This is a genomic window from Qipengyuania benthica (assembly GCF_030717865.1).
In the GTDB taxonomy this organism is placed as follows: Bacteria; Pseudomonadota; Alphaproteobacteria; order Sphingomonadales; family Sphingomonadaceae; genus Qipengyuania; species Qipengyuania benthica.
Map to the genome: position 1 here is coordinate 584900 of NZ_JAVAIL010000003.1, position 20661 is coordinate 605560.

At 63.7% G+C, this 20661-nt stretch carries 20 protein-coding genes; 16 read left to right on the forward strand and 4 right to left on the reverse strand.

Features of this window, described 5'->3' with window-relative positions:
• The first annotated feature begins 7 nt into the window (after positions 1 to 7).
• Genes Q9K01_RS11740 through Q9K01_RS11815 form a run of 16 tightly spaced genes read left to right on the forward strand, consistent with a single transcriptional unit; the run spans position 8 to position 17073 of the window.
• On the forward strand, positions 8 to 577 hold the full coding sequence (locus tag Q9K01_RS11740) for a type IV conjugative transfer system protein TraE (protein WP_305930430.1): 570 nt from the start codon (positions 8 to 10) through the stop codon (positions 575 to 577).
• Positions 574 to 1389 (forward strand): type-F conjugative transfer system secretin TraK, encoded by an 816-nt coding sequence (locus Q9K01_RS11745; RefSeq protein ID WP_006834210.1) that lies wholly within the window; start codon positions 574 to 576, stop codon positions 1387 to 1389. The genes Q9K01_RS11740 and Q9K01_RS11745 overlap by 4 nt, the downstream gene beginning before the upstream one ends.
• On the forward strand, positions 1389 to 2705 hold the full coding sequence (locus Q9K01_RS11750) for a TraB/VirB10 family protein (RefSeq protein ID WP_006834211.1): 1317 nt from the start codon (positions 1389 to 1391) through the stop codon (positions 2703 to 2705). The genes Q9K01_RS11745 and Q9K01_RS11750 overlap by 1 nt, the downstream gene beginning before the upstream one ends.
• Positions 2702 to 3574, forward strand: coding sequence for a DsbC family protein (locus tag Q9K01_RS11755; RefSeq protein ID WP_305930431.1), 873 nt, complete (start codon positions 2702 to 2704; stop codon positions 3572 to 3574). Before Q9K01_RS11750 ends, Q9K01_RS11755 begins: the two co-directional genes overlap by 4 nt.
• Entirely contained in the window at positions 3571 to 4158 is a 588-nt protein-coding gene (locus Q9K01_RS11760; protein ID WP_305930432.1) for a hypothetical protein, read from the forward strand. Before Q9K01_RS11755 ends, Q9K01_RS11760 begins: the two co-directional genes overlap by 4 nt.
• Positions 4155 to 6698, forward strand: a complete 2544-nt coding sequence (gene traC / locus Q9K01_RS11765) for a type IV secretion system protein TraC (protein WP_305930433.1) — start codon at positions 4155 to 4157, stop codon at positions 6696 to 6698. The genes Q9K01_RS11760 and traC overlap by 4 nt, the downstream gene beginning before the upstream one ends.
• Positions 6695 to 7075, forward strand: a complete 381-nt coding sequence (locus Q9K01_RS11770; protein ID WP_305930434.1) for a hypothetical protein — start codon at positions 6695 to 6697, stop codon at positions 7073 to 7075. Before traC ends, Q9K01_RS11770 begins: the two co-directional genes overlap by 4 nt.
• Positions 7068 to 7454: a TrbI F-type domain-containing protein gene (locus tag Q9K01_RS11775; RefSeq protein WP_305930435.1), complete on the forward strand. Its 387-nt coding sequence runs from the start codon at positions 7068 to 7070 to the stop codon at positions 7452 to 7454. The genes Q9K01_RS11770 and Q9K01_RS11775 overlap by 8 nt, the downstream gene beginning before the upstream one ends.
• Entirely contained in the window at positions 7451 to 7972 is a 522-nt protein-coding gene (locus tag Q9K01_RS11780) for a S26 family signal peptidase (protein ID WP_305930436.1), read from the forward strand. The genes Q9K01_RS11775 and Q9K01_RS11780 overlap by 4 nt, the downstream gene beginning before the upstream one ends.
• The gene (traW, locus tag Q9K01_RS11785; protein WP_006832442.1) at positions 7969 to 8607 is read left to right on the forward strand and encodes a type-F conjugative transfer system protein TraW; all 639 of its coding nucleotides are present in this window, start codon (positions 7969 to 7971) and stop codon (positions 8605 to 8607) included. The genes Q9K01_RS11780 and traW overlap by 4 nt, the downstream gene beginning before the upstream one ends.
• Complete coding sequence (traU, locus tag Q9K01_RS11790; RefSeq protein ID WP_305930437.1) at positions 8604 to 9617, forward strand: conjugal transfer pilus assembly protein TraU; 1014 nt, start codon at positions 8604 to 8606, stop codon at positions 9615 to 9617. The genes traW and traU overlap by 4 nt, the downstream gene beginning before the upstream one ends.
• Complete coding sequence (trbC, locus tag Q9K01_RS11795; protein WP_305930438.1) at positions 9614 to 10366, forward strand: type-F conjugative transfer system pilin assembly protein TrbC; 753 nt, start codon at positions 9614 to 9616, stop codon at positions 10364 to 10366. Before traU ends, trbC begins: the two co-directional genes overlap by 4 nt.
• Positions 10363 to 12096 carry a conjugal transfer protein TraN gene (locus tag Q9K01_RS11800; protein ID WP_305930439.1) on the forward strand — a complete coding sequence of 578 codons (1734 nt, stop codon included), beginning with the start codon at positions 10363 to 10365 and terminating at the stop codon, positions 12094 to 12096. The genes trbC and Q9K01_RS11800 overlap by 4 nt, the downstream gene beginning before the upstream one ends.
• Entirely contained in the window at positions 12093 to 12923 is an 831-nt protein-coding gene (locus tag Q9K01_RS11805; RefSeq protein ID WP_305930440.1) for a conjugal transfer protein TraF, read from the forward strand. Before Q9K01_RS11800 ends, Q9K01_RS11805 begins: the two co-directional genes overlap by 4 nt.
• Entirely contained in the window at positions 12913 to 14349 is a 1437-nt protein-coding gene (locus Q9K01_RS11810) for a conjugal transfer protein TraH (RefSeq protein WP_305930441.1), read from the forward strand. The genes Q9K01_RS11805 and Q9K01_RS11810 overlap by 11 nt, the downstream gene beginning before the upstream one ends.
• Positions 14350 to 14361: 12 nt before the next feature.
• On the forward strand, positions 14362 to 17073 hold the full coding sequence (locus tag Q9K01_RS11815; protein WP_305930442.1) for a conjugal transfer protein TraG N-terminal domain-containing protein: 2712 nt from the start codon (positions 14362 to 14364) through the stop codon (positions 17071 to 17073).
• Here Q9K01_RS11815 and Q9K01_RS11820 read toward each other — a convergent pair.
• From Q9K01_RS11820 to Q9K01_RS11835, 4 genes are all read right to left on the reverse strand, one after another.
• Positions 17070 to 17279 (reverse strand): hypothetical protein, encoded by a 210-nt coding sequence (locus tag Q9K01_RS11820; RefSeq protein WP_305930443.1) that lies wholly within the window; start codon positions 17277 to 17279, stop codon positions 17070 to 17072. The genes Q9K01_RS11815 and Q9K01_RS11820 overlap by 4 nt on opposite strands.
• A 185-nt stretch (positions 17280 to 17464) precedes the next feature.
• Complete coding sequence (locus tag Q9K01_RS11825; protein WP_305930444.1) at positions 17465 to 17740, reverse strand: hypothetical protein; 276 nt, start codon at positions 17738 to 17740, stop codon at positions 17465 to 17467.
• A gap of 13 nt (positions 17741 to 17753) precedes the next feature.
• Complete coding sequence (locus Q9K01_RS11830) at positions 17754 to 19373, reverse strand: hypothetical protein (protein ID WP_305930445.1); 1620 nt, start codon at positions 19371 to 19373, stop codon at positions 17754 to 17756.
• Entirely contained in the window at positions 19370 to 20659 is a 1290-nt protein-coding gene (locus Q9K01_RS11835) for an AAA family ATPase (protein ID WP_305930446.1), read from the reverse strand. Before Q9K01_RS11835 ends, Q9K01_RS11830 begins: the two co-directional genes overlap by 4 nt.
• Positions 20660 to 20661: the final 2 nt, after the last annotated feature.

A 20661-nucleotide genomic window follows, 5' to 3' on the forward strand; every position in this document is an offset into this window, starting at 1 on the left:
GCGACCCATGCGAGCAGAATTCGCGCACGAACAGGCGCAGACCTACCTCCGGCAACGCAACCGCTTTGCCGTGCTGGCACTTGTCCTGGGCCTGACCACGCTAGTCAGCCTTGGCGCCGCGGTTACCCGCGACGAGCAAGTCGTGCTGGTGCCGATCACCGCCGAGCGGATCACCGTCTCGAGCGGCGGGATCGACGCGCCCTATCTCGAGCTCGTCACCCGCGACACGGCGCTGATGCTCCTCAATCGCGCACCGGAAAGCCTCGACTACTGGATGGCGAATATCCTGAAGCTCGCCGATCCCGCCGCGCACGGCCGCCTCAAGGCCGAGCTCGTCCGGATCGTCGAGGAGCAGCGCGGCTCGGACATCAGCCAGGCCTTCGTGATCGCGGAAATGCATCTCGATCCCAAGGCCCTGACCTCGACCGTCACCGGCACGCTCAAGACCTTCGTCGGCGCGCAGGTGATCGCGAGCCAGCGCCGCTCTTTCCGTTTCCGCTGGTCGAAGCGTGGCCTCAGCCTTGCGCTCGCCGGCTTTGAGCAACTTCCCACCGACAAGGAGGAACCCGGCCAATGAGCCTTCTCCCATCTCCCCTCGCTGCTGCGCTTGCCGGAACCGGCCTTGCCTGTTTCGCGATCGGCGCGACAAGGCGCCCCGATCCCGGGCTCAAGCTGACCGGCCTCGCCGTGCTTGCCTTCGCGCTCGCGCCGGTCCCGGCGTATGCCGACCAATTCGTCGAAGCGGCCGACAACGCGACCATCGACTGCGAGCTCGCTCGCGGCGAACTCACCCGGATCGCGCTTATCGATGACGGCTTTGCCAATGTCTCGAAGATCGCGAGCGGTTTTCCCTACAATGATTTCCAGGTGACGCACGAGCCAGTGCGCGGAGACATCTATATCTCCGTGCCCCCGCAATTTGCCGCTGCCCGGGTCAGCTTCTTTGCGACCAGCAAGGCGGGCTACGTCTACAAGTTCGCCTGCCGTCTCGGCGGCGAGGAAGCGACCCAGCTCTTCATCACCAATCCCGCGCTCGCTAAAGCCGCGGCCACCGAATGGGAGACCGAGACCGGTCCCGAGGACGCCGCGATCCGCCTGATCGAGGCGATGGCGAGCGATGCCGTCCTGCCCGGATTCACTGCCCGCGCCGAACTGTCGGCTCCGCGCCGTACCGGCGGGATCGAGGTCCAGCTGGTCGCCGAATACCAGGGCGATGAACTTACCGGACAGCGCTTCCTCGTGCGCAACCTCGGCCAGGAAAGCCTTGCGCTTGGCTCCGAGCGCGAAGGTGCCGCAGGCGCGCTCGCTTTTGCCTATGGCCGCGATGCACTCGCTCCCGGTGAAGCGACCAGTGCCTTCCTAGTCTTTGCCAAGGGAGGACTCGACTGATGGCCGAGGCACCACAGAAGGACGCCGGAAAGAGGCCTCTGCCGGGCTCGCCGGAAGCGCGAGAAAGCGGACGGCGCAACCTCAATTCGCAGATCGCACAGCGCCAGAAGATGCTGCTCGCCGGGATCGGGGCCATCGCGCTCATCGGCGGCGGCATGTTCATTTTCGGCGGCGACGGCGACGAGGCTGGCACCGATGCCAATGGTGCGGCGACAATCGACACCGGCGGCCTCGTCAATCGTAACCTCTCGCAGCGCGAGTTCGTCGCGAGCTACGGTAACCGGCTCGATGCACAGGGCCGCGCGATCAAGGATCTCCAGCAGGCCCAGCTGCCGCGCCCCGAGATCGAACAGGAGCTCGAAGCCCTGCGCAGCGAGAACGCGCAGATGCGCTCCGACGGCCAGGCGGCGATCGACGCGATCTCGGCCGAGAATGCCAATCTGCGATCACAGCTGAGCGAAGCTGCGAAGGCACCTGCCGCCGCGCCGCCACTGCCACCGCCACCTGCCTATGGACCCGGCGTCGGCACCGGCGGAGCTGTCCAGCCACCGCAAGGAGCGCCGGAAACGCAAGGCGGACAGCTCAGCCTGATGAGCTTCAGCGCGGAGACGGGCAAGGACGGCAAGCCGCGTGCGGCAGAGACTGCGCCAGCCTTGTTGCTCGAAGCGAGCCGCGATTACCTTCCGCCCAACAGCTACGCACCGGCAACGGTCATCGTGGGTGTCGATGCCTCGACCGGCGTTGCCAGCCAGAGCGATCCGCTTCCCGTGGTGCTCCGGATCACCGGTCCGGCCCGCTCGGTGATGCGCGGCAACAAACTGCTCACCACCGATATCACCGGCTGCCTCGTCAATGGCGCGGCGCGCGGCGATCTCTCGGCGGAGAAGGTCTACGTCAAGCTGGTGCGCATGACCTGCGCGCAACCCGGTGGGCGCTTCGCGGTGAGCGAGGTCAAGGGGTTCATCTCCTTCGCCGGAAAGTCGGGCGTGCGCGGCCGCGTGGTCAGCCGCGAAGGCAGCCTTGTCAGCCAGGCGCTGCTCGCCGGGATTGTGGGCGGCTTCGGCCGCGGATTTTCCGCCAACGCCAACGGCATTTTTACCGGCCAGGTCGGCGCCAACGGTCAGCGCGAGGCGCTGTCGCCGACCGACATCCTCGCCGGTGGCTTTGGCCAGGGTGCCGGCGAAGCCGCCGACACCGTCAGCCGATACCTCATCGAACGCGCCGAACAATACCAACCCGTCGTCGAGATGCCGACCGGCATCGAGGTCGAGATCGTCTTTCTCGACGGCGTCCACGTCAGGAGCCCCTCCAAATGAACTACAATGACTCGCCGCCAAGCCTGAAGGCGCGCGCCGCCCACCTTGCCCTTGCCCTCTCGAGCGCCGCCGCCGTGCTGACGCTCGGCGTCTCTGCCGTCACTGCGATGCCTGCGAGCGCCGCGGGCATGGCGAGCGATGTCGCGCAGGCGCTGAAACTGCGGCTGCCCAAGACCCCGATCGATGCGATCAGCTGCGACACGCTTGGCCCCTGGTGCGAAGTCGTCTCGGGTGACACGCTGTTCTACATCGACGAGACCGCCCGCTACCTGTTCGTAGGCCGTCTCTACGACATGGAAGAACGGCGCGACGTCACTGCCGCCCGCCTGCTCGAACTCAATCCCGATCTGCTCGCGGCCGGGGCGGCGCGCCTAGCCAGCGATGCGCCGGCGGGACGCGACGAAGCGCCCGTCCAGGCGGCCGCCAGCCATGTCGACCTCTCGTCGCTTCCTGCTGCGGGCGCGATCCATTGGGGCAACCCCAAGGGCGAACGCCTGGTCGTCTTCTCGGACTTCCAGTGCGGGTATTGCCAGCGCCTGACTGCCGAACTCGCCAAGGCAAGGGTCCATGTCGAAGAGCGACCGATCTCGATCTTCGGGGCGGCAAGCCGCAAGATTTCCGAGGCGGTGCTGTGCGCCAAGGATCCGGCAAAGGCACTCCATGCAGCCTACGCCGGGCAGGCTCCGGCGACCGGCAAGACCTGCAAGAGCGCGAAGGCGCTCGATGCCAACGAAGCCTTCGCGAAAGCCAACGGATTTGCCGGAACTCCGGTCATCGTGCGCGCCCGCGATGGGGCGGTGCTGCATGGCTACCGCGATGCCGCGGCGATCCGCCGCTTCGTCGCAGAGGGCAAGGGAGAGCCGCAATGAGCCGGCTTCCGATCCTTCGCGCCGTGGTGCTTGCTGCGCCGCTCCTTTTGGCCAGTGGCTGCGCCAGCCTTGGCGGAAACGTCAAAGGCAGTTTCGCCTGCCGCGCTCCGGAAGGGACTTGCGCGCCGACCTCCACAATCGATGCCGGGGCAACCGGCTTCGAAAAGGCTGACGCGTCTCACGCGCATCGGACGGTGACCCCGACCGGAGAAGCGGTTCGCCGCCTGCAGATCGTGCTGACGCCCTACCGCGATGCGGCGGGCCGCGACCATGAGGCGCGCGTCGTTCACCTGACGCTGCCCGAACAGGCAGGGACAGGCTGGCGCGCCCCGCAAGGCCGCCGCGAAGTCCTGCGCTCGCTGGCATCGACCATTGCCGCGACGCGCGAGGGCAACCCCGCACCCGATTTCCAACCGCCAAAAACCCAAGAGGCAGACACATTGCCGGAACAGCTGTTCATCCCCTCGCAGCCCGTTCCGGCGATGCCCGGCGCTGACGCGCCGGAACCCGGGGGACCTGGCTCGTTTTCCCCTCCCCGCGAGCCGGTCCCCCACCGTGAAACACCTGAAGGAGAGAGCCGGTGACGCTATCCCTTGCTGCCGCGCGCGACGCGCTCTCGCGGGGCCTGTTTGCCGACACGGCCCGTCCTGAAAAGCCGCCGGCGCATTTCGGGCTCGACATGCTTTCGGACTGGCTGCCCTACCGGGTCTATGACGAGGGGGCGAAGCTCTACCGCAACGCCCGCTCGAAGGGCTTCGTGCTCGAAGTCACCCCGCTGATCGGGGCCGACGAACGGACCGGCGAGATCCTCGGCCAGTTCTTCTCCGAAGGCCTGCCGCAGGGCGCCTGCCTCCAGGTCCTGAACTTCGCATCTCCGCGGATCGGCAGCGTGGTTGGCCCCTGGTTCGCTCCGCGCTACGAGCAGGGCGGGATCTACGAGGCCATCGCCAGGGCACGCACCAGACGCCTTTACGATCTCGTCTGGAGCTCGGGCTCGGCGCATGCGCCCTTCCATGCTCGCAACGTCCGGCTGATCGTCTCGCTCGGCGTGCCAGTGCCCGGCAGTGTGACCGATGCCGAACTCTCCGAATGCCGCGAAGGGCTGATGGGCATGCTCCATTCGCTCGGCCTCCACGCGCAAGAGCTGCGTCCGGGCGGATTGCTGGCGCTGATCGACGAGCTTACTTCGCCTACCACCGCGCACGAGACCGACATCCATGCGTGGAACCCGCATGATACGCTCGATGTCCAGGCCATCCGCCGCGACATCGAGCTTGAGGTCGGCGACGATCGCCTGATCCTCAGGACCGAGCGCTTTCGCGAGACCGGCCGAGACGAGGAGGGCAATCCCGAAGTCGGCGAATGCTATCCCGACCATTTCGACGTGCGGCACTATGCCGTGCGCTCTACCCCTGAGCGCTGGGCACCTTGGGAATGCGCGCGGCTCATCGGAGACATGTTCACCGACAAGCTGCGTTTCCCCTGTCCGACGGCGACCATGCTGTGCCTCGTCTACCCCGACCAGGAAGCCGCATCGGCGCGCGCGGGCTTCAAGTTCATGCGCACGACCAGCCTCAGCCAGACCAAGAGCGCGCGTTTCTTACCCAAGCTCGCCGAACAGTCGGCCGAATGGCGCCACGTCCAGGCCGAACTCCAGGCCGGAAAGAAGCTTGTGAAGCTGTTCTACGGGCTCACCAGTATCTCTCCGCTCGGCCAGGGCGACGCGCACGAACGCATCATCAAGGCGATCTACAAGGCGGCGGGCTGGGACCTTGCCGACGAGCGTTTCCTCCAGCTCCAAGGCCTCGTCGCTTCCTTTCCCCTTAGCCTTGCCGATGGCCTCGCCGACGACATGGCGCGGTTGAAGCGTCTCAAGACCATGCTCTCGACGACGGCGGCGCATATCGCGCCGATGCAGGGCGAGTACCTCGGCGGCGTGATCCCGCACCTCCTGCTCGTTGGCCGCCGCGGCCAGCCCTTCTGGTGGTCACCGTTCGAAAACACTGCCGGCAACCACAATATCGCGATCTGCGGCAAGTCGGGCTCGGGCAAGTCGGTGCTGCTGCAGGAGCTATGCGCTGCCTTGCGCGGCGCAGGCGCCAAGGTCGTGGTGATCGACGACGGGCGCAGCTTCGAGCATTCGGTCAAACTGCAGGGCGGACGCTTCGTCGAGTTCACGCTCGCCTCGGGCTTTTCCCTGAACCCCTTCTCGATGGTCGACGATGCCCGTGCGCACGAAGATGAGGATTACCGCCTCGACTGCTTTGCCATGATCAAGGCGATCATTGGCCAGATGGCGCGTCCCGGCACCGCGCCGAGCGACACCGAACGCGGGCTCATCGACCGGGCCGTAACCGCGACCTGGGAGGCCCTCGGAAGCGGCGCATCGGTCGATGATGTCGCGCACGCTCTCCACGGTTCGGAAAGCGAGGCGGGCCGCGATCTCGCCACCGCAATCGCGCCCTTCTGCCGCGGCGGCAGCTACGGCGGGTTCTTTGCAGGCAAGGCGAGCTTCGCGCTCGACGATGATTTCACCGTCTTCGAGATGAGCGATCTCGCGTCCCGCGAGGAACTGCGCAGCGTCGTCCTCTCGGCGATCATGTTCATGACCAGCCAGGCGATGACCCGCTCATCGCGGGCGACCAAGAAGTTGCTGCTGATCGACGAGGCCTGGGCCATGCTCAAGGGCGGTTCGATGGGCGAGTTCGTCGAGACCTATGCCCGCACTGCGCGCAAATATGGCGGCGCGCTCGCCACCGCGACCCAGTCCCTCAATGACTATTACAAGTCCGATGGCGCGCGCGCCGCGCTCGAGAACAGCGACTGGATGCTGGTGCTTCAGCAGAAGGCCGAGACGATCGCCGATTTCAGGGCGAACGCGCGGCTCGACATGGACGACCGCACCGAGACGCTGATCCGCAGCCTCAAGCGTTCGGGGACCGAGTACAGCGAGGTCTTCATCAAGGGTCCCGAGACCGAGGCGGTCGGCCGGCTCGTGCTCGATCCCTTCTCGGCGACGATCTACTCCTCCGATCCCGACACCTATGCGGCGATCCAGGACTGCGAACGGCGTGGGCACAGCCTCGCCGATGCCATTCGCATCGTGGCGGGAGGCGGACAATGATGGTCTCGCATCTCGCCGACCGAACCCCTCCGGCCAACCTCCGCAGCCTGCTGCCGTTCCTGCAAGGGAGCTGCTTCGTCCTCATCGAAACCGCGCGCTTTGCCGCGACCTCGCTGCTCATCGTGCTGGGATTGCCGCTCGCGCTGTTCCTGTTCGTTGCGGGCTGGGACCTTGGCGGCCTCTTCACCCAGCTCGCCAATCTGTCGGACCGATATCTCGAAGCCGACAGCCTGCGCCGCAGCCTGTTCAGCCAGGACCTCAAGGGCTGCTTCCTCGTCCTCGCTGGCGCGGTGACGCTGTTTCGCATGCCGCGCTTCCTCAAGCGGCTCGCGGCCGATCTCGAAAACCATCCGGCCCGGGAGACAAACCGTGACTGAGACGCGCAGATTACACTCTTTTAATCGCCCGCTGCTGCTCAAGATTATCGGCATGCTCGCGCTCGTGGCCGCGCTGCTCTGGGCGGCTTGGGTCAGCCGAGAGCTGACCGAGCCGCACCAGCAGATCGTGACCGTCCGGCTTGCCGAGACCATCGCGGGTTTCGTCGATGCCGAAGCGCGCGGCCAACAGGATCCCGAAGCCAGCCAGGCGCGCGTGCTTGCCTTCCTTCAGGCTTCCGAACGCGCCGTTGCAGAAATGGGGACCAATGGCCGCGTGGTGCTGGTCGGCGAAGCGGTGCTCGCGGGCGATGCCCCCGATGCCACCGACGAACTGCGCGCACGGATCGCCCGCCAGCTTGAGCAGGGAGGCCGTCAGTGACGCAGTTTGCCTCTCGTCTTGTCCGCACGATCAAACGGCCGTTGGTCCTGACCGGTCTGGTGCTGTTGCCGCTCGGATGGGGCGCAGTCGACGCCTTCGCGAAGGACCATGCCTTCCTCATCAATGCCAGCCCGAGCTTGCCCAACTGGGCCTTCTGGCTCGACAAGCACGCGCGGATCGAGCGCGGCAGCCTGATCTTCTTCGAGCCGCCGGCAAACAGGCTCGTCGAAGTGCATTTCGGAAAAGGCGCGCAGCTCTTCGGCAAGCGGGTGCTGGGCGTGCCGGGCGATGTCGTGAGCCACCGTGGCCACGAGGTCTTCATCAACGGGCGCAAGATCGCCGCGCGGCTCGATATGACCCGTCTCGGCATTGCGCTTCACAAAGGCCCCGAAGGACCGATCCCCGACGGCTGCTTCTACACCGGGACCAGCCATCCCCGCGGCCTCGACAGCCGCTACGCCGAGATCGGTTTCGTCTGCCACGGCCAGATCCTCGGCAGCGGGAGGGCGATCCTGTGAGCAAGCTCATCCTCCCTACGGCCCTGCTTGCAGTCCTGCTCTGCCCTGCCGAGGTGCTGGCACGCGACTATGGCCAGCGCGGCACGGTGTTTCCCGTGATCGAGCGCGACCTCCTCGAGCAGATCCATTCGCGCCTGACGCAGATGGAACGTTCGGGAGAAACCGCGCGGCTCAATGAAGACCTGAAGCGCCGTACGATCGCGCGGGTGGGCCGACCCGACCCCGTCGCGGGAATCGTCCGGGCCAGCGAAGCGCGGCGCTGGCAATTCGATCCGACGATTACGCTCGCTGCCGATATCCGCGGGGCAAAAGGCGAGCTGATCCATGCCGCCGGCACGAGGGTCAATCCGCTCGACAGCGTCGGCCTTCGCGCCGATCTCCTGTTCCTCGATGGCGACGATCCCGATCAACTCACCTGGGCGCTCAAGCAGGACGCCAATGCCAAGCTGATCCTGGTGAAGGGCGCGCCGCTCGAGCTGATGAAGGCTCGCCAGCGCCGCTTCTATTTCGATCAGGGCGGCAAGCTCACGGAGAGGTTCGGGATCAGGTCGGTGCCCGCACGCGTGCGCCAGCAGGGCCGCCTGCTGGAAATCAGCGAAATCGCGCTGCCACCGAAAAGGAGGTCAGCCCAATGACCCGTCTAAGAAAGTTGGCGCTTGTTCTGGCCGCTATTCTTGGTCTCGCCACCGCAACGCCCGCCATGGCCGATGCCGGTCCCGGTCGCTGCACCGGCAGCTTCGTCAACCCGATCACCGACATCTGCTGGTCGTGCCTGTTCCCGATCTCCATCGGCGGACTGGACATCTGGCCGTCGAGCCGGCCCGATCCCGATAACCCCGATCTGCCGGTGTGCCTGTGCGGTCTAAGGCCCGGGATCGCGATGGGCTTCTGGGAACCGGTGCGGCTTGCCGATGTCAGCATGAAGCCGTGGTGCTTCGTAAACCTCGGCGGCATGAAACTCGATCCGGGTTTCGATATCGGCTTTCGCTCGATCTCGGGTCCGTCGGCGGTGGGCGGCGCGAGCCAGTATTATTCGAGCTGGCACGTCCACTGGTATGCCTATCCGCTGATCTACTGGATGGAGATCGTCGCCGATTTCCTGTGCCTGGAATCGGGCTCGATCGACATTCTCTACATCTCCGAGATCGATCCGCTGTGGCAGGATTCCGAGCTTACCGCGATCATCAACCCCGAAGCCGTGCTTTTTGCCAACCCGCTGGCGCTCGCTGCCTGTGCGGCCGACTGCGTCGCCTCGACCGCGAAGCTGCCGATCGACGAGATGTTCTGGTGCGCGGGCTGCCAGGGATCGATGTATCCGATGAACGGCAATGTCTCGGCCAGCATAGGCCACGTCCAGGCATCGCGGCTCGTGCTCTCGCGCTTTGCCTACAAGCTCCACCGCGAACTCGTGTCGTGGGGGACGATGGGGTCCAAGGGACTGTGCGGCAAATATTTGATGCCGGTGATGCGCAAGCAGCAATACCGCTTCCAGGCCACCAACCCAAACCCGGCGACCTCGGGCCGTTACGCCTGCCCGCCCGTCGGCGCCTCAACCACCTTTCAATCGGCCGGACAGGTCATCCCCGCCATCGGCGAAGACATGGGATATCTCGTCTGGCGCAAGCGGAACTGCTGCGCGCTATGAACAAGCACCTCCTCCTTTTGCCCGTCGGCCTTGCCGTCACCCTCGGTGGCCTCGCTCTCGCCCAGAGCGCGCCCGAAGGCATCGATCTCGAAGCGATCCGCGAGCGCGCGGCCGAACACGCCGACGATGCGCAGGCGCTCAGCACCAATGTCCGCCAGCGCGCCGAGGCACTGACCGAGGATGCACAGGCTATCCAGGCGCAAGCGCAGGCCAATCGCGCAGCCTATGCGGACAGCATCGAGGCAATCGAGACCGACGCCGTCCTCGACTTCGACGCGATGATCGCGGGGCAAGCTGCCGCCGAGAAGGCATCGCTCGGGGGAGCACCGCGCTTCATTGCCTTTGCCAGCCTGTCGATGCCGCCCGAGGCGCTGAAAGCACTGGTCCAAGACATGACCAGGGCGGGAGGCGTCACCGTGCTGCGCGGCTTCCCGCAAGGAAACAGCGAGGCGTTCAAGAAGCGGCTCGCCGCCATCTGGAGCACCCGCGACGCGGCCGGTTCGCTCGGCATTGATCCAAGGCTGTTTCGCGCGTTCAACATCGAGGCCGCGCCGAGCTTCGTCATGCTCAGCACCGAGTTCAGCCCATGCGACGGGTTCGATTGCACCAGCGAGGTGCCGCCACACGACCGTATCGCCGGCAACATCAGCGTAAGCGAAGTCCTCGATACCTTCGCCTCGGGCAAGGGTCCGGGCGCCGAGCTTGCCCGTCTCCATCTGCGCCAGCTCTCCAGGGAGGAACGGCCATGACCGGCAGAACTCTCGCCAATATCCTTGCCGCGATCATCACCGTGACCAGTGCATCGGCGCTTCACGCTCAGACCCGCGATGAAGCCCGGGCGGATGGCAAGGACTTTGCCACCGAGCTGCTGGGCGAGGCGCGCGAGGCAGCAACGACCAATCCCGACGCGGCGCGCGTTCCCAATTTCGATCCGCAGGCGACGCGCGACCTGCAGGATCTTGCGCGCGATCCCGACCAGATCGAGGCCCGCGCCCGTAGCGCCGCGCCGACCAGCACGCCGATGCGGACCATCCGCGACAGCATGACCAATCGCGCAAGGTTCGAGCCGAACGAGATCGAGGACGTGATTGCCCGCAGTCTCGCGATCAACGAGACGCCGCTCGACTACACCAGCGGCATGGCCATTTCGGGCAGCCAGGGATCGTGCGTTCCGCTGCCGCCTGGTTCGTATTCAGCGGGCACCTATACCGCGACCTGCAATACGGGCACACGGATCGATCAGTCGGTTGGCCAATGCACGGTGCCACTCGTCGCCAGGGTCAGCCAGCAACCGGAGTATCATTACCTTTGCAGCCCAATGGGCAGCTTCAGCCTGTCAGGTGCGCCGGATTGCGAAGAGTTTTCGGGCGCCCTTTGCCGGGTGACCGGACACCGGGACGGTCCCTGCCTGCAGTGGGGTTGGTCCGGCGGGCGCAAGTGGTGCACCGAGCCCGGTGATCCCCTTACCGAGCTGACTTGCGACGAACAGGTCGCAGGTCAGGCGCCCTACCGCATCGCCACGGCGACCACCGTAACAACGACCCCTGACGAAAGCCAGTGCACAGGTCTCGCAGGCAATAGCGATTGCACGCTGGACGCCGAGATCTGCACCGACACCGATCCGCAGACGCGCGTGATCGACGGCGTCTCTGTCACCAGGCCCTGCTGGGAATGGCAACGCAGCTACACCTGTATCGCGCGCGAAGCGGCGACCGACTGCTCCGACATCGAAAGTCAGGGCACCTGCCGCTTTGTCCGCGAGGAATGTCTCACTGACGAAACTCCATGCGAGACCTGGGAGCGCATCTACGAGTGCCCGCTTCCCGGGAACGACAGTTCCACCCAGTTTGTCTGCGACGGTGATGTCTATTGCATCGACGGCAGCTGCGAGACGATCGAGCGCACCGCGAACGATGAGTTCAAGGATGCCGTCACCGCCCTCCATGCGATGAACGAGGCCCGCGGCCAGTTCGATCCTGAGACGCTGACACTGTTCCGGGGCACGCGTAACACCTGCTCCTCCAAGGTCTTCGGCGTGCTCAACTGCTGCAAGGGCAAGGGCTTCCCGCTCATCCCCGGAATCAGCCTGCTCGTCGCGCTCGGCTGCAACCGCGAGGAAGTGCTGCTCCACGAACGCGATGCGCAGGGACTGTGCGCTTATGTCGGGACCTATTGTTCGGACAAGTTCCTCGGCGTCTGCCTGACCAAGAAGAAGGTCTACTGCTGCTTCGAGAGCAAGCTCTCGCGGATCCTGCAGGAACAGGGCCGCCTCCAGCTGCCCAAGCCGTGGGACAAGCCCAAGGAAGAGCAGTGCGAGGGTTTCACGCTCGACGAGTTCGCCCGGCTCGACCTCAGCCAGATGGATTTCAGCGAGGTCTATGCCGAGTTCACCGAGGCTGCACGGCTCCCCGACGAGCTCGAGACCAGCATCCTTATCCAGCAGAAAATCGAAGACTATTACGCAAGGAGTGGCCAATGACGCGCCGCCAATCACTGCCGATGCTGGCCCTCCCAGCACTGGCTATGTGTCTCGCTGCACTGCTTCCCGTTCGGGCAGTTGCCCAGGAAGAGCGCCAGGCAGAGCCAGCTGCCTCGGCAGACACCCTCTACTGCGAGCAGCGGAGGCTCGGCTACTGGTTCTATTGCGTAAAGCCGGTGCCGGCAGACGAGCCGCAGATGGCGCAGCAACCGGCCCAGGTAACCGCAACGCAAGAACTCGACGCGGTCACGGGGGAACTGCGCGAACTCAAGGCACGCGCAATCCTCTATCCGACGCCGGAAAACGTCACCGCCTACATCCGCTTCCAGCGTGCCCAGCTCGACCGGGCTTCGCTGTTCTCCGATGTCTGGCAGCGCGCGATCTGGCAGGATCCCGAGCTCGACTACACGCTCGAAAGACCGGTCGGCGCGCTCGCCAAGAAGCAATGGCAGGACGCGCGCGCTGCCGACCGCGACGCGGTGATGGCCAGGCTCTCCGAACGCTATGGACTGTTCTACTTCTTCGCCCAGACCTGCGGCGCGTGCGAAGTGATGAGCCCGATCGTGCGCTCGGTGGCGGACCGCTGGCACATCACTGTCCGGGCGATCTCCACCGATGGCGGACCGTCCCGGCACTTCCCCGACTACAAGGTCGAAAGCGGCCAGCGGCCGCGCATGGGGCTCGAACCCGGCATTACCCCGGCGCTCGTGCTGTGGGACAGCGTGGCCAGGCGCCCGATCCCGATCGGATACGGCGTGCTCTCGGCCGACGAGCTGCAGGACCGCATCTACCTCCTCACCTCGAAGGAAGCCGGACATGATTACTAGCATCCGCAATGCGGCGCTCAGCATAGCTGCCGCCAGCATGGTCGCGTCCCCCGTCGCCGCAAACGTCGGCGACAGCATGGACCGCTTCATGGACGACATGGGCGCTGCAGCCAATGTCACCGGGCCGAGCGCGTTCGAAGGCCAGTCGGCGGGCTATTACAGCCTCGGCAATGTCTGGACGCGCTTCCCGCAGAAAACGACCAACATCGCCAATCTCCAGCTGCCGCGTGCCCGCGCTGGTTGCGGCGGTATCGATATCTTCGCCGGGTCCTTCTCCTTCATCAACGCAAGTGAAATGGTCGCGCTCTTGAAGGCCGTCGCGAACAATGCGGTGGGGTTCGCCTTCAGCCTCGCGATCGATACCGTCTGCCCCGAGTGCAACAAGATCATGCAGGAGTTCAGCCAGAAGGCGCAGCTCATGAACAACCTCTCGATCAACTCCTGCGAGATGGCGCAGGGGCTGGTCGGCGGCGTCTGGCCCAAGGGCGATCTCGCCGACAAGGCGATCTGCGAAGCGATCGGCAATTCCGAAGGCATCTTCACCGACTATGCCGCCGCCAAGCATGGCTGCGGGACGCGCGGCCAGCGCGCGTCGACCAATGAGAGCGCCGGCGCCGACTATGCCGACGTCAATCCCGGTGTGCCGCGCAATTACACCTGGCATGTCCTCAAGCAGAGCGCCTTCTTCAACCCCGGTGGCACTTTCGACCGCGATCTTGCCGAGTATGCGATGACGCTCATCGGCACGGTGATCTACGTGCCGCCCCGCGACGACGAACCGGGCAAGTTCGTGCCTTTCGCGGGCGATGCCTCTTCTACGCTGGTGACCGCGCTGCTCGACGGGACACAGGGCCAGTCGGTGCGGGTGTTCCAGTGCGAAGAGCCCGACCAGTGCCTCAACCCCACGTTCCAGCAGATGAGCCTCACGAGCGCAAAGGCCATCCGGCCGCGCGTTGCCCGGCTCATCGGCAGCATGGTCGAGGCCATCCGCAGCGACACAGCGATCGGCAACGAGGAAAAGGAATTGCTCCAGGTGGCATCGGTGCCGCTCTACAAGATCCTCACCGTACAGGCGGCCTATGGTCGCGGGATGGCAACCGACGACCGCGACACGCTGGCCGAGATTGCCAGCATCGATCTCCTCTATGCCATCCTTGAACGCATCACCGCAGAGGCTGGACGCTCGATGGCGAGTTTCATCGCGGCCGATGAAGCGAAACTCGCGATTTGGCGCGCTCAGGTTGCCGAGGTGCGATCGAGCCTCGCCCAGCGGCAAGCGACCGGACAGGCGCGGGTCTCGGCGATCATGCAGATCATCGAAAAGACGGCGATGATCGAGAACATGCTCGCTGCCTCGATGTCGCCGTCGATGGCGGCCGCGCTCGACTGGTCGCGCGGGATGCAGTCCCGCTCCATCGTTCCATAAGGGTCAGGCAGCATGGTCGAGATTTTCACGGTCGGCGGCGGCGAGTACATCGTCAACGTCCTCAACGCCGTTGCCGCCTGGACCGGTGCGGGCGGCTACAAGAGCCTCATTCAGGTCGCGCTGGTCATGGGCATGGTGCTCGCGGTCATAGTGGTCGCGTTCAACCAGGACTGGCGTGCCTGGCTCAACTGGTTCCTCGGCGCGACGCTTATCTACATGTGCTTGATGGTGCCGCGCATGGACGTCCATGTGACCGACCGGGTCAATCCCAGCCTTGCACCGGCAACGGTGGCCAATGTCCCGCTCGGGCTCGCCCTGATGGCAAGCTTCACCAGCCAGGCGGGGGACTATCTGACCCGCTCTGCCGAGCTCGTATTCGGCCTGCCGGACGACCTCAACTACTCGAAGAACGGCATGATCTATGGCGCACGGCTGCTCGAATCGACGCGGAGCTTGCGCATTTCCGATCCTGAGTTTGCTGCGAACTTCGACGAGCATGTCCGGCAATGCGTGTTCTACGATCTGCTGCTCGGCCGCTATTCGATTAAGGAGCTGTCCGAGAGCGATGACATCTGGGCGACGATTGCACCGGGCAGCGCGGCGCGCGCGCAGAAATTCCTCACCCGGCAGGCCGACGACAGCGTGACGGCTTCGATCATAACCTGCCGCGAAGCCTACACCGCGCTTTCGGGGCAATGGGCGAGCCTCATTGACGAGATGACGCTTGTCGCTGGACGCCAGCTTTATCCGCGCCAGACCGAAGCGCTCGCCAAGGCCAAGCTCATGGCCGACCTCCCGATTGCCTATCAGTATCTCACCGGCATCTCGCGCAGCGCGAGCGACATCTTCCGCCAGGTGCTGACGATCAATGCCATGAACCAGGCCATGCACGGCTTTGCAGGGGCGAGCGGCACCGGCAGCATCGACGTCTTCGCGCAGACCCGGGCCGATATTCAGACCGAGCGGACCTATTCCTCGATCGCGCACAACGCGATGAAATGGGTCCCGATCCTCAATGTCGTGCTGACAGTGGTGTTCTACGCGCTGTTCCCTGTCCTGTTCCCGCTGTTCCTGATGCCGCGGACCGGACCCATTGCATTGAGAGGCTACGTCACCGGCTTCTTCTACCTTGCGGCGTGGGGACCGCTCTTCGTCATCCTGCACATGATCCTGATGTTCAAAGGCGCGGGCGATGTCGCCGCCGCTGGCGGCAGCACGGGCCTTAGCCTGGCGACCTTTGCCGGCATGAGCGACGTCAACAGCGATATCGGCATCTTGGCGGGCTATCTTGTCGCCTCGATCCCTTTCCTTGCCGGCGGGGTGGCACGTGGTGCGCTGGCGATCTCGGGCCAGGCAACGAGTTATCTCAACCCAAGTCAGAACGCGGCCGAGGAAGCCTCGCGCGAAGCGAGCACCGGCAATGTCTCGCTTGGCAACTCGAACATCGACAATTCGACGGTGTTTTCCCGCCAGTTTGCGCAGGGCAATCTGGCACCCAACTTCGCCTATGGCGCGGCACAAACGCGTGGTTTCAGCGATAGCGGCACGCAGACTACCAGCTTCCCCGATGGCGAGTTCGCTGCTGTCCCGAATTCAAGCTATCCGTTCACACCGACGCTGGGGCAGGACTTCACCGGACGCCTCGGAACGATGGCTAGCCAGAGCCGAACGCAGAGCGAGACCTATGCCAACCTCGCCCAGCAATCGACGAGCTCTGCGCTCACCCGGTTCAGCGAGATCCGCAACGCCTACAGCCAGGGTCAGAGCTCCGACACGGTCAGCGGCGTCGGCACGAACGACAGCATCGGCACGGCATTCAGCGAAGTCGACAATGCCTCGAGGACGCTCCAGCAGCAGTTCGGCCTGTCCCGGCGCGCGTCTGACGACATCACGGTCTCATGGTTTCTCAACGGCGATGCGTCTTTGGGTCTCAAGGGAGAAAGAGGCCCTGGTACTGCTCAACTTGGCGTCAGGGGAGGCCGAAATCAGACTTGGACGGACAGCGATATCGGGATCGCCTCGGAAGATCGCGGCAGGATCATGGGTACGCTGCGGCAGCTTTCGGATAGCCGCAACTGGTCGAATACGCGTGAAGGCTTTCTGCGCGAGACGAGCTCAAGCTCGGTATCGCAGGTATCGACCAGCTCGTCGGGTCTCAGCCGATCGCTGACCGAAGCCGAGAGCTATACGCGAGAGGCGCGTCGGGCCGAAGAGATGGCCAGTCGCCTCGAGAACCAGGCCAGCTGGTACGAGGCCAACAGCGCCGCAGGCACGCTAAACCTGAGCCAGGCCTATCGCGAATGGGGCATGGCCGAGATGGAAGCCAATCGCGACTATTACGGGCCGGTGCGCTTCGACGACATCGAGTTCCAGATGAGCGCGCGCGGCCAGCAGCTGCAATCCCGGTTTGTCGAAAGCTATGCCGATCGGCTGCAGGACGACATCGAAGCCGACCTTTCGCTGCCGGACTTCGCTCCTGTCAGCCGCCCCGGGATCGGGAGTGCGGGGCAGGTGCGAGCTAGGGGAGCTGTAGGTTCTGCAGGTGGTCCCTCAATGCCCGATGCTCCGGATCGGTCTGGCATCACGGATGAGGTCGAGCGGGTTCGTCGGCAAGGTCGCGGGCGGATCGGAACAGTGAGAGGCTACTTGGATGGCCAAACAGAAGACGCCACAGGCGCGAGCGAGGAGGCGGCAGATGCAATAAAGGAGTGGCGGCGCCCTTAAAGGATTACATCGTTGACGATTACGAACGCGACAAAAGCAGCCAGCGCCACGAAGATTGCGATGAGCTTGATCCTGCCCCACGGGTCGGCCCAGGCCTTCTTCCAAGAGTATGACGTGAGGCGATTTTCGGAGATTGCACGGTCGATCTCTTGCAAGCCTTCCCAGCGATGTTCCGAATTCTGCGTGGGGTCTTCTTTCCCAGCCATAACATTCTCCATTCGACGGGAGTTTAATGTATCGAAATCGCGACACAAAGCCGGAATTCAGACTTAATGCGTCGATTTTGACACCTTATTTCCAGGCTCCCGAAGAGATGACTTGGGCATCCCGATTTAGCTAAAGCTCGTGGCCACGGATTGGCGAGTAGATAGGTCGCTTGCCTACTTAGCTATCAGCGGCTTTTGGGTACGTTAGCACGCCTCCATTTTTGACAAGCCGTGGCGAATGAACGAGCCGTCTTGTCAAAATCGCAATGCAGCATCGCGGAAAGCAGGTCTTCGAAGCTAGTTTTTTCAACCTCGATCCGTATATCGGTTACACCGCCTCCCTTGGAGTCCAGTTCGAGCCAAAGTTCGAGCTTCCGGTTGTGTGTCGCGATATTGACGGGCAGGTCCCGCTGGTACCAATTATTCGACGATTTCCCGCCACGGTCTGCCTTGATAGCCATTGGATATGACCTCCTAGTTCTTGACGCGACGCCCCTTGCGCTTCTTCCCACCGAGTTCTGTCGAAACCAGGAGCAAACGCTCGACGTGGAAGTTAAGCTCGTCGCGGTCCAGCGTGGCGAGCGGCAAGCTTGCCATTGCAACCACTTCCTCGGTCTCGCCGACCTCGCGGAGGGCGACGGTCGTCGCGTTCTCCCAGGCAGCGGACATGAGCTTCTTAAGCGAAGCGACGGTTGGGCGAGCGCCCAGGGTAGCGATCGGCAAAACTAGGTTCACGATAGGGTTGCCAGGCGACGATCGCGAGCAATCCTCGACCATGATAAACTCGCCCTTCGCGCTGCCCGGGCGAATGCCAATCTGCCCGGAGGCACTGTCTAGTTCGACCTTGTAGCCGGCCTCTTGTATCCTGGCCTTGAGCATCACCATGTACGCTGGCGGTTCAACTTGCCGTTCAATTACGCTGTTCCCGGCAACCTTGATAACCTGGTGCCGGGTCAGGTCTGCGCCCGTCTTTGAAGTCTCGATCTTGACCTCGACGGGATCACCCGTGGCCATTCTTTGCCCTACCTCGAGCACGGCATCCATTCTTGGCGCGGGAGACTTCAATTTGCTGTCAATCCGCGAAAGTCCCGCGAAGGCGTAGACTGCAGCCGTGACCAACGCTCGCACGCGCGGACCAGTTTCGAGGTTGCTCTCGAGCTCTTCAAGGCCCGAAGGCTCATGGGACAGGATAATCGCGAGCGAAGCGCGGCGACCGATTTTTTCGCCGTCTGCCAGACTTGGAATGTCTATCTCGGCGTCGATGACTTTCTGGCATCCCCTCACCCAGGATTCTGCTTCTGGGCCATGGTCTGCCAAGCGCCCCTCGACTTCGGCAAGGAATTCGCGCCGATCAAAGCCGCGTTTGCCGAACCGAGACCGCAACGCCTCGATCGTCGCCGTCCAGATCGAGACATCCACCTGCGAAGAACGAGGTTCGAGCGCAAGCAACAGCTTTCGACCGTTCTCGGCAATGTCCGTTCCCGGCTCGTCGAGGAACTTGCAGATCGCCTCATCGAAGGTGCTTTCCGCTAGGAGGTCGATGATTCCCGCCGCGAAGCCCCCGAGAAAGTCGAGGTCGCTTCGTCGACCTGGTTGCTCTATCGGAAGCTCCTGCAGATCTGTAGGACGATCGCCAGCTTCGCGAACCGGCCACTTCGCTGCAAGTTCGACGATGTTCATGGGAACGTCGGGAAATGCATCGTAGGATGCGTTGAAGTTCGCCAACGAGGCCTCGTCTCGGAAATAGGCCGACCTGACCCTCGTTATTCTCTCGGGACCACCAAGCAATTCCATGGTCGCAGGCTCCGCCGCCATCTCTACTCTTCCCTCGAGGCTGAGCAGGACCCTGTCCCCATCTTCGCCCTCTAAGATCGCCCAGGTGGGAACCTCGCCACTGAAGGCGAACAGCCCGTTGGCAGCGTAGCTTTGGAGATCCCGTGCCGCATCACCCTTCAATGACCCACCAAGGTAGCCAGACGCCAACGCGAGGGCAAAATTGTCGGCGTGGATCGGCACGAGGAGTTCACAGCTCGATGCCTTACCCTCTGCTTTCGGTTCGAAATCGAGCTCGAGTTCGCGCTTATCTTCTGTCACTCGGCTGCCTCCATTTCTTCGAAATCATCGTTGGCCTCGATGGCCTCTTGGAACACCCCGACGCTTTGGTCGAGTGATCCCAGGCCCACATACCGGCACAAGTCCATGCTTGGACGAGGCAGCAAGCGGAACGATGCGGGTGGAGCGGCCCTTGGATCTATGTCCTTGAACGCGATGTAGAGCTCGGAACGGGCCCGGGAACTCATAACGTAAAGTGCCATCCGCTCGTTCAAGAAGCCCGAGGTATCGACGCTCATTCCTTCCATGCCGAGGAAGAAAACGATGTCGAATTCTAGACCCTTCGCAGACTGTGCATGGAGGAAGGTAATCGTGTTGCCACTTTCAAAGTCCAGAGACTGGTCGGTGTGCGTACTGTTTCCGCTGAGGTACATCTGCAAATGCGGGGGCTTGGCCAGCTCGCCAACCCGCGTTTTGACTTGGTTGTAGGCCCGCTTTACGTCCTTGGTTCCACCGTAGACGATCACGCCGACCTGCTTACCCGGGTTGATCTTCGCCTTTCGCGCAATGAAGTCAGCGATTTCCCGGTCGTTGGCAGCGAAGACAACCTGCGGGTTCTCACCATCAGCGTCCGGCAGTTCCGCTATGCCGCTCTCGTTTCCGACTTGGAAATGCTTTGCAAACTCGGCGATGGGCCGCGTGTTGCGAAAGTTCTTTTTCAAGTTGAAAACGCGATCGGCTGCAGCACCGAGGAAAAGGTAATCCTTGATATCCTTGATCCGGCTATTCCGGTCAGCCTGCAAACGCTGGTTGTCGTCCGCGAAGATCGTCACCTGCGCCGCGACGCCGTGCGCTTCCATTTGCTTCAGCATCATCCCGAGTGCCATGTACATCTGGGGAGGAAAGTCTTGCCCCTCGTCGATGATGAGATGCCCCCAGGTAAACTTGCGGCTGGCACCCTTTTGGAATGCATTGATCGCTCGGGCGCATATGTCGGGCCAATCGTGAGCCCAGCGATCACCGGCGATCATCGGAGGCCAGGAGCCCGTCGCCCGCTTCCACCACCTGCCTGCCCAGGTATGCATCGTGCTCACGCCAACATCGGGAGCCACGTTTGACCTGCTGGACGTGTACTTGGCCAACACCTTGTTATACATGATAACATGCGGATCTTGACCAAGCTTTCCGAGCTTTTGGGCACGGTGAAAAGCCATGACCGTTTTCCCGGTGCCGGGCGGGCCCACGACCAAGATCGCCCCGTTGGCCGGTGCATCGCCGTAAATGCGACGCTGCTCTCGGTCGAGATCACTTAACGAGGGAAACCGCATAC

Coding starts and splice junctions, on each gene's coding strand:
- Q9K01_RS11740 (WP_305930430.1), top strand. CDS start 8: ATGCGAGCAGAATTCGCGCACGAACAGGCGCAGACCTACCTCCGGCAA.
- Q9K01_RS11745 (WP_006834210.1), top strand. CDS start 574: ATGAGCCTTCTCCCATCTCCCCTCGCTGCTGCGCTTGCCGGAACCGGC.
- Q9K01_RS11750 (WP_006834211.1), top strand. CDS start 1,389: ATGGCCGAGGCACCACAGAAGGACGCCGGAAAGAGGCCTCTGCCGGGC.
- Q9K01_RS11755 (WP_305930431.1), top strand. CDS start 2,702: ATGAACTACAATGACTCGCCGCCAAGCCTGAAGGCGCGCGCCGCCCAC.
- Q9K01_RS11760 (WP_305930432.1), top strand. CDS start 3,571: ATGAGCCGGCTTCCGATCCTTCGCGCCGTGGTGCTTGCTGCGCCGCTC.
- Q9K01_RS11770 (WP_305930434.1), top strand. CDS start 6,695: ATGATGGTCTCGCATCTCGCCGACCGAACCCCTCCGGCCAACCTCCGC.
- traU (WP_305930437.1), top strand. CDS start 8,604: ATGACCCGTCTAAGAAAGTTGGCGCTTGTTCTGGCCGCTATTCTTGGT.
- trbC (WP_305930438.1), top strand. CDS start 9,614: ATGAACAAGCACCTCCTCCTTTTGCCCGTCGGCCTTGCCGTCACCCTC.
- Q9K01_RS11800 (WP_305930439.1), top strand. CDS start 10,363: ATGACCGGCAGAACTCTCGCCAATATCCTTGCCGCGATCATCACCGTG.
- Q9K01_RS11805 (WP_305930440.1), top strand. CDS start 12,093: ATGACGCGCCGCCAATCACTGCCGATGCTGGCCCTCCCAGCACTGGCT.
- Q9K01_RS11810 (WP_305930441.1), top strand. CDS start 12,913: ATGATTACTAGCATCCGCAATGCGGCGCTCAGCATAGCTGCCGCCAGC.
- Q9K01_RS11815 (WP_305930442.1), top strand. CDS start 14,362: ATGGTCGAGATTTTCACGGTCGGCGGCGGCGAGTACATCGTCAACGTC.
- Q9K01_RS11820 (WP_305930443.1), bottom strand. CDS start 17,279: ATGGCTGGGAAAGAAGACCCCACGCAGAATTCGGAACATCGCTGGGAA.
- Q9K01_RS11825 (WP_305930444.1), bottom strand. CDS start 17,740: ATGGCTATCAAGGCAGACCGTGGCGGGAAATCGTCGAATAATTGGTAC.
- Q9K01_RS11835 (WP_305930446.1), bottom strand. CDS start 20,659: ATGCGGTTTCCCTCGTTAAGTGATCTCGACCGAGAGCAGCGTCGCATT.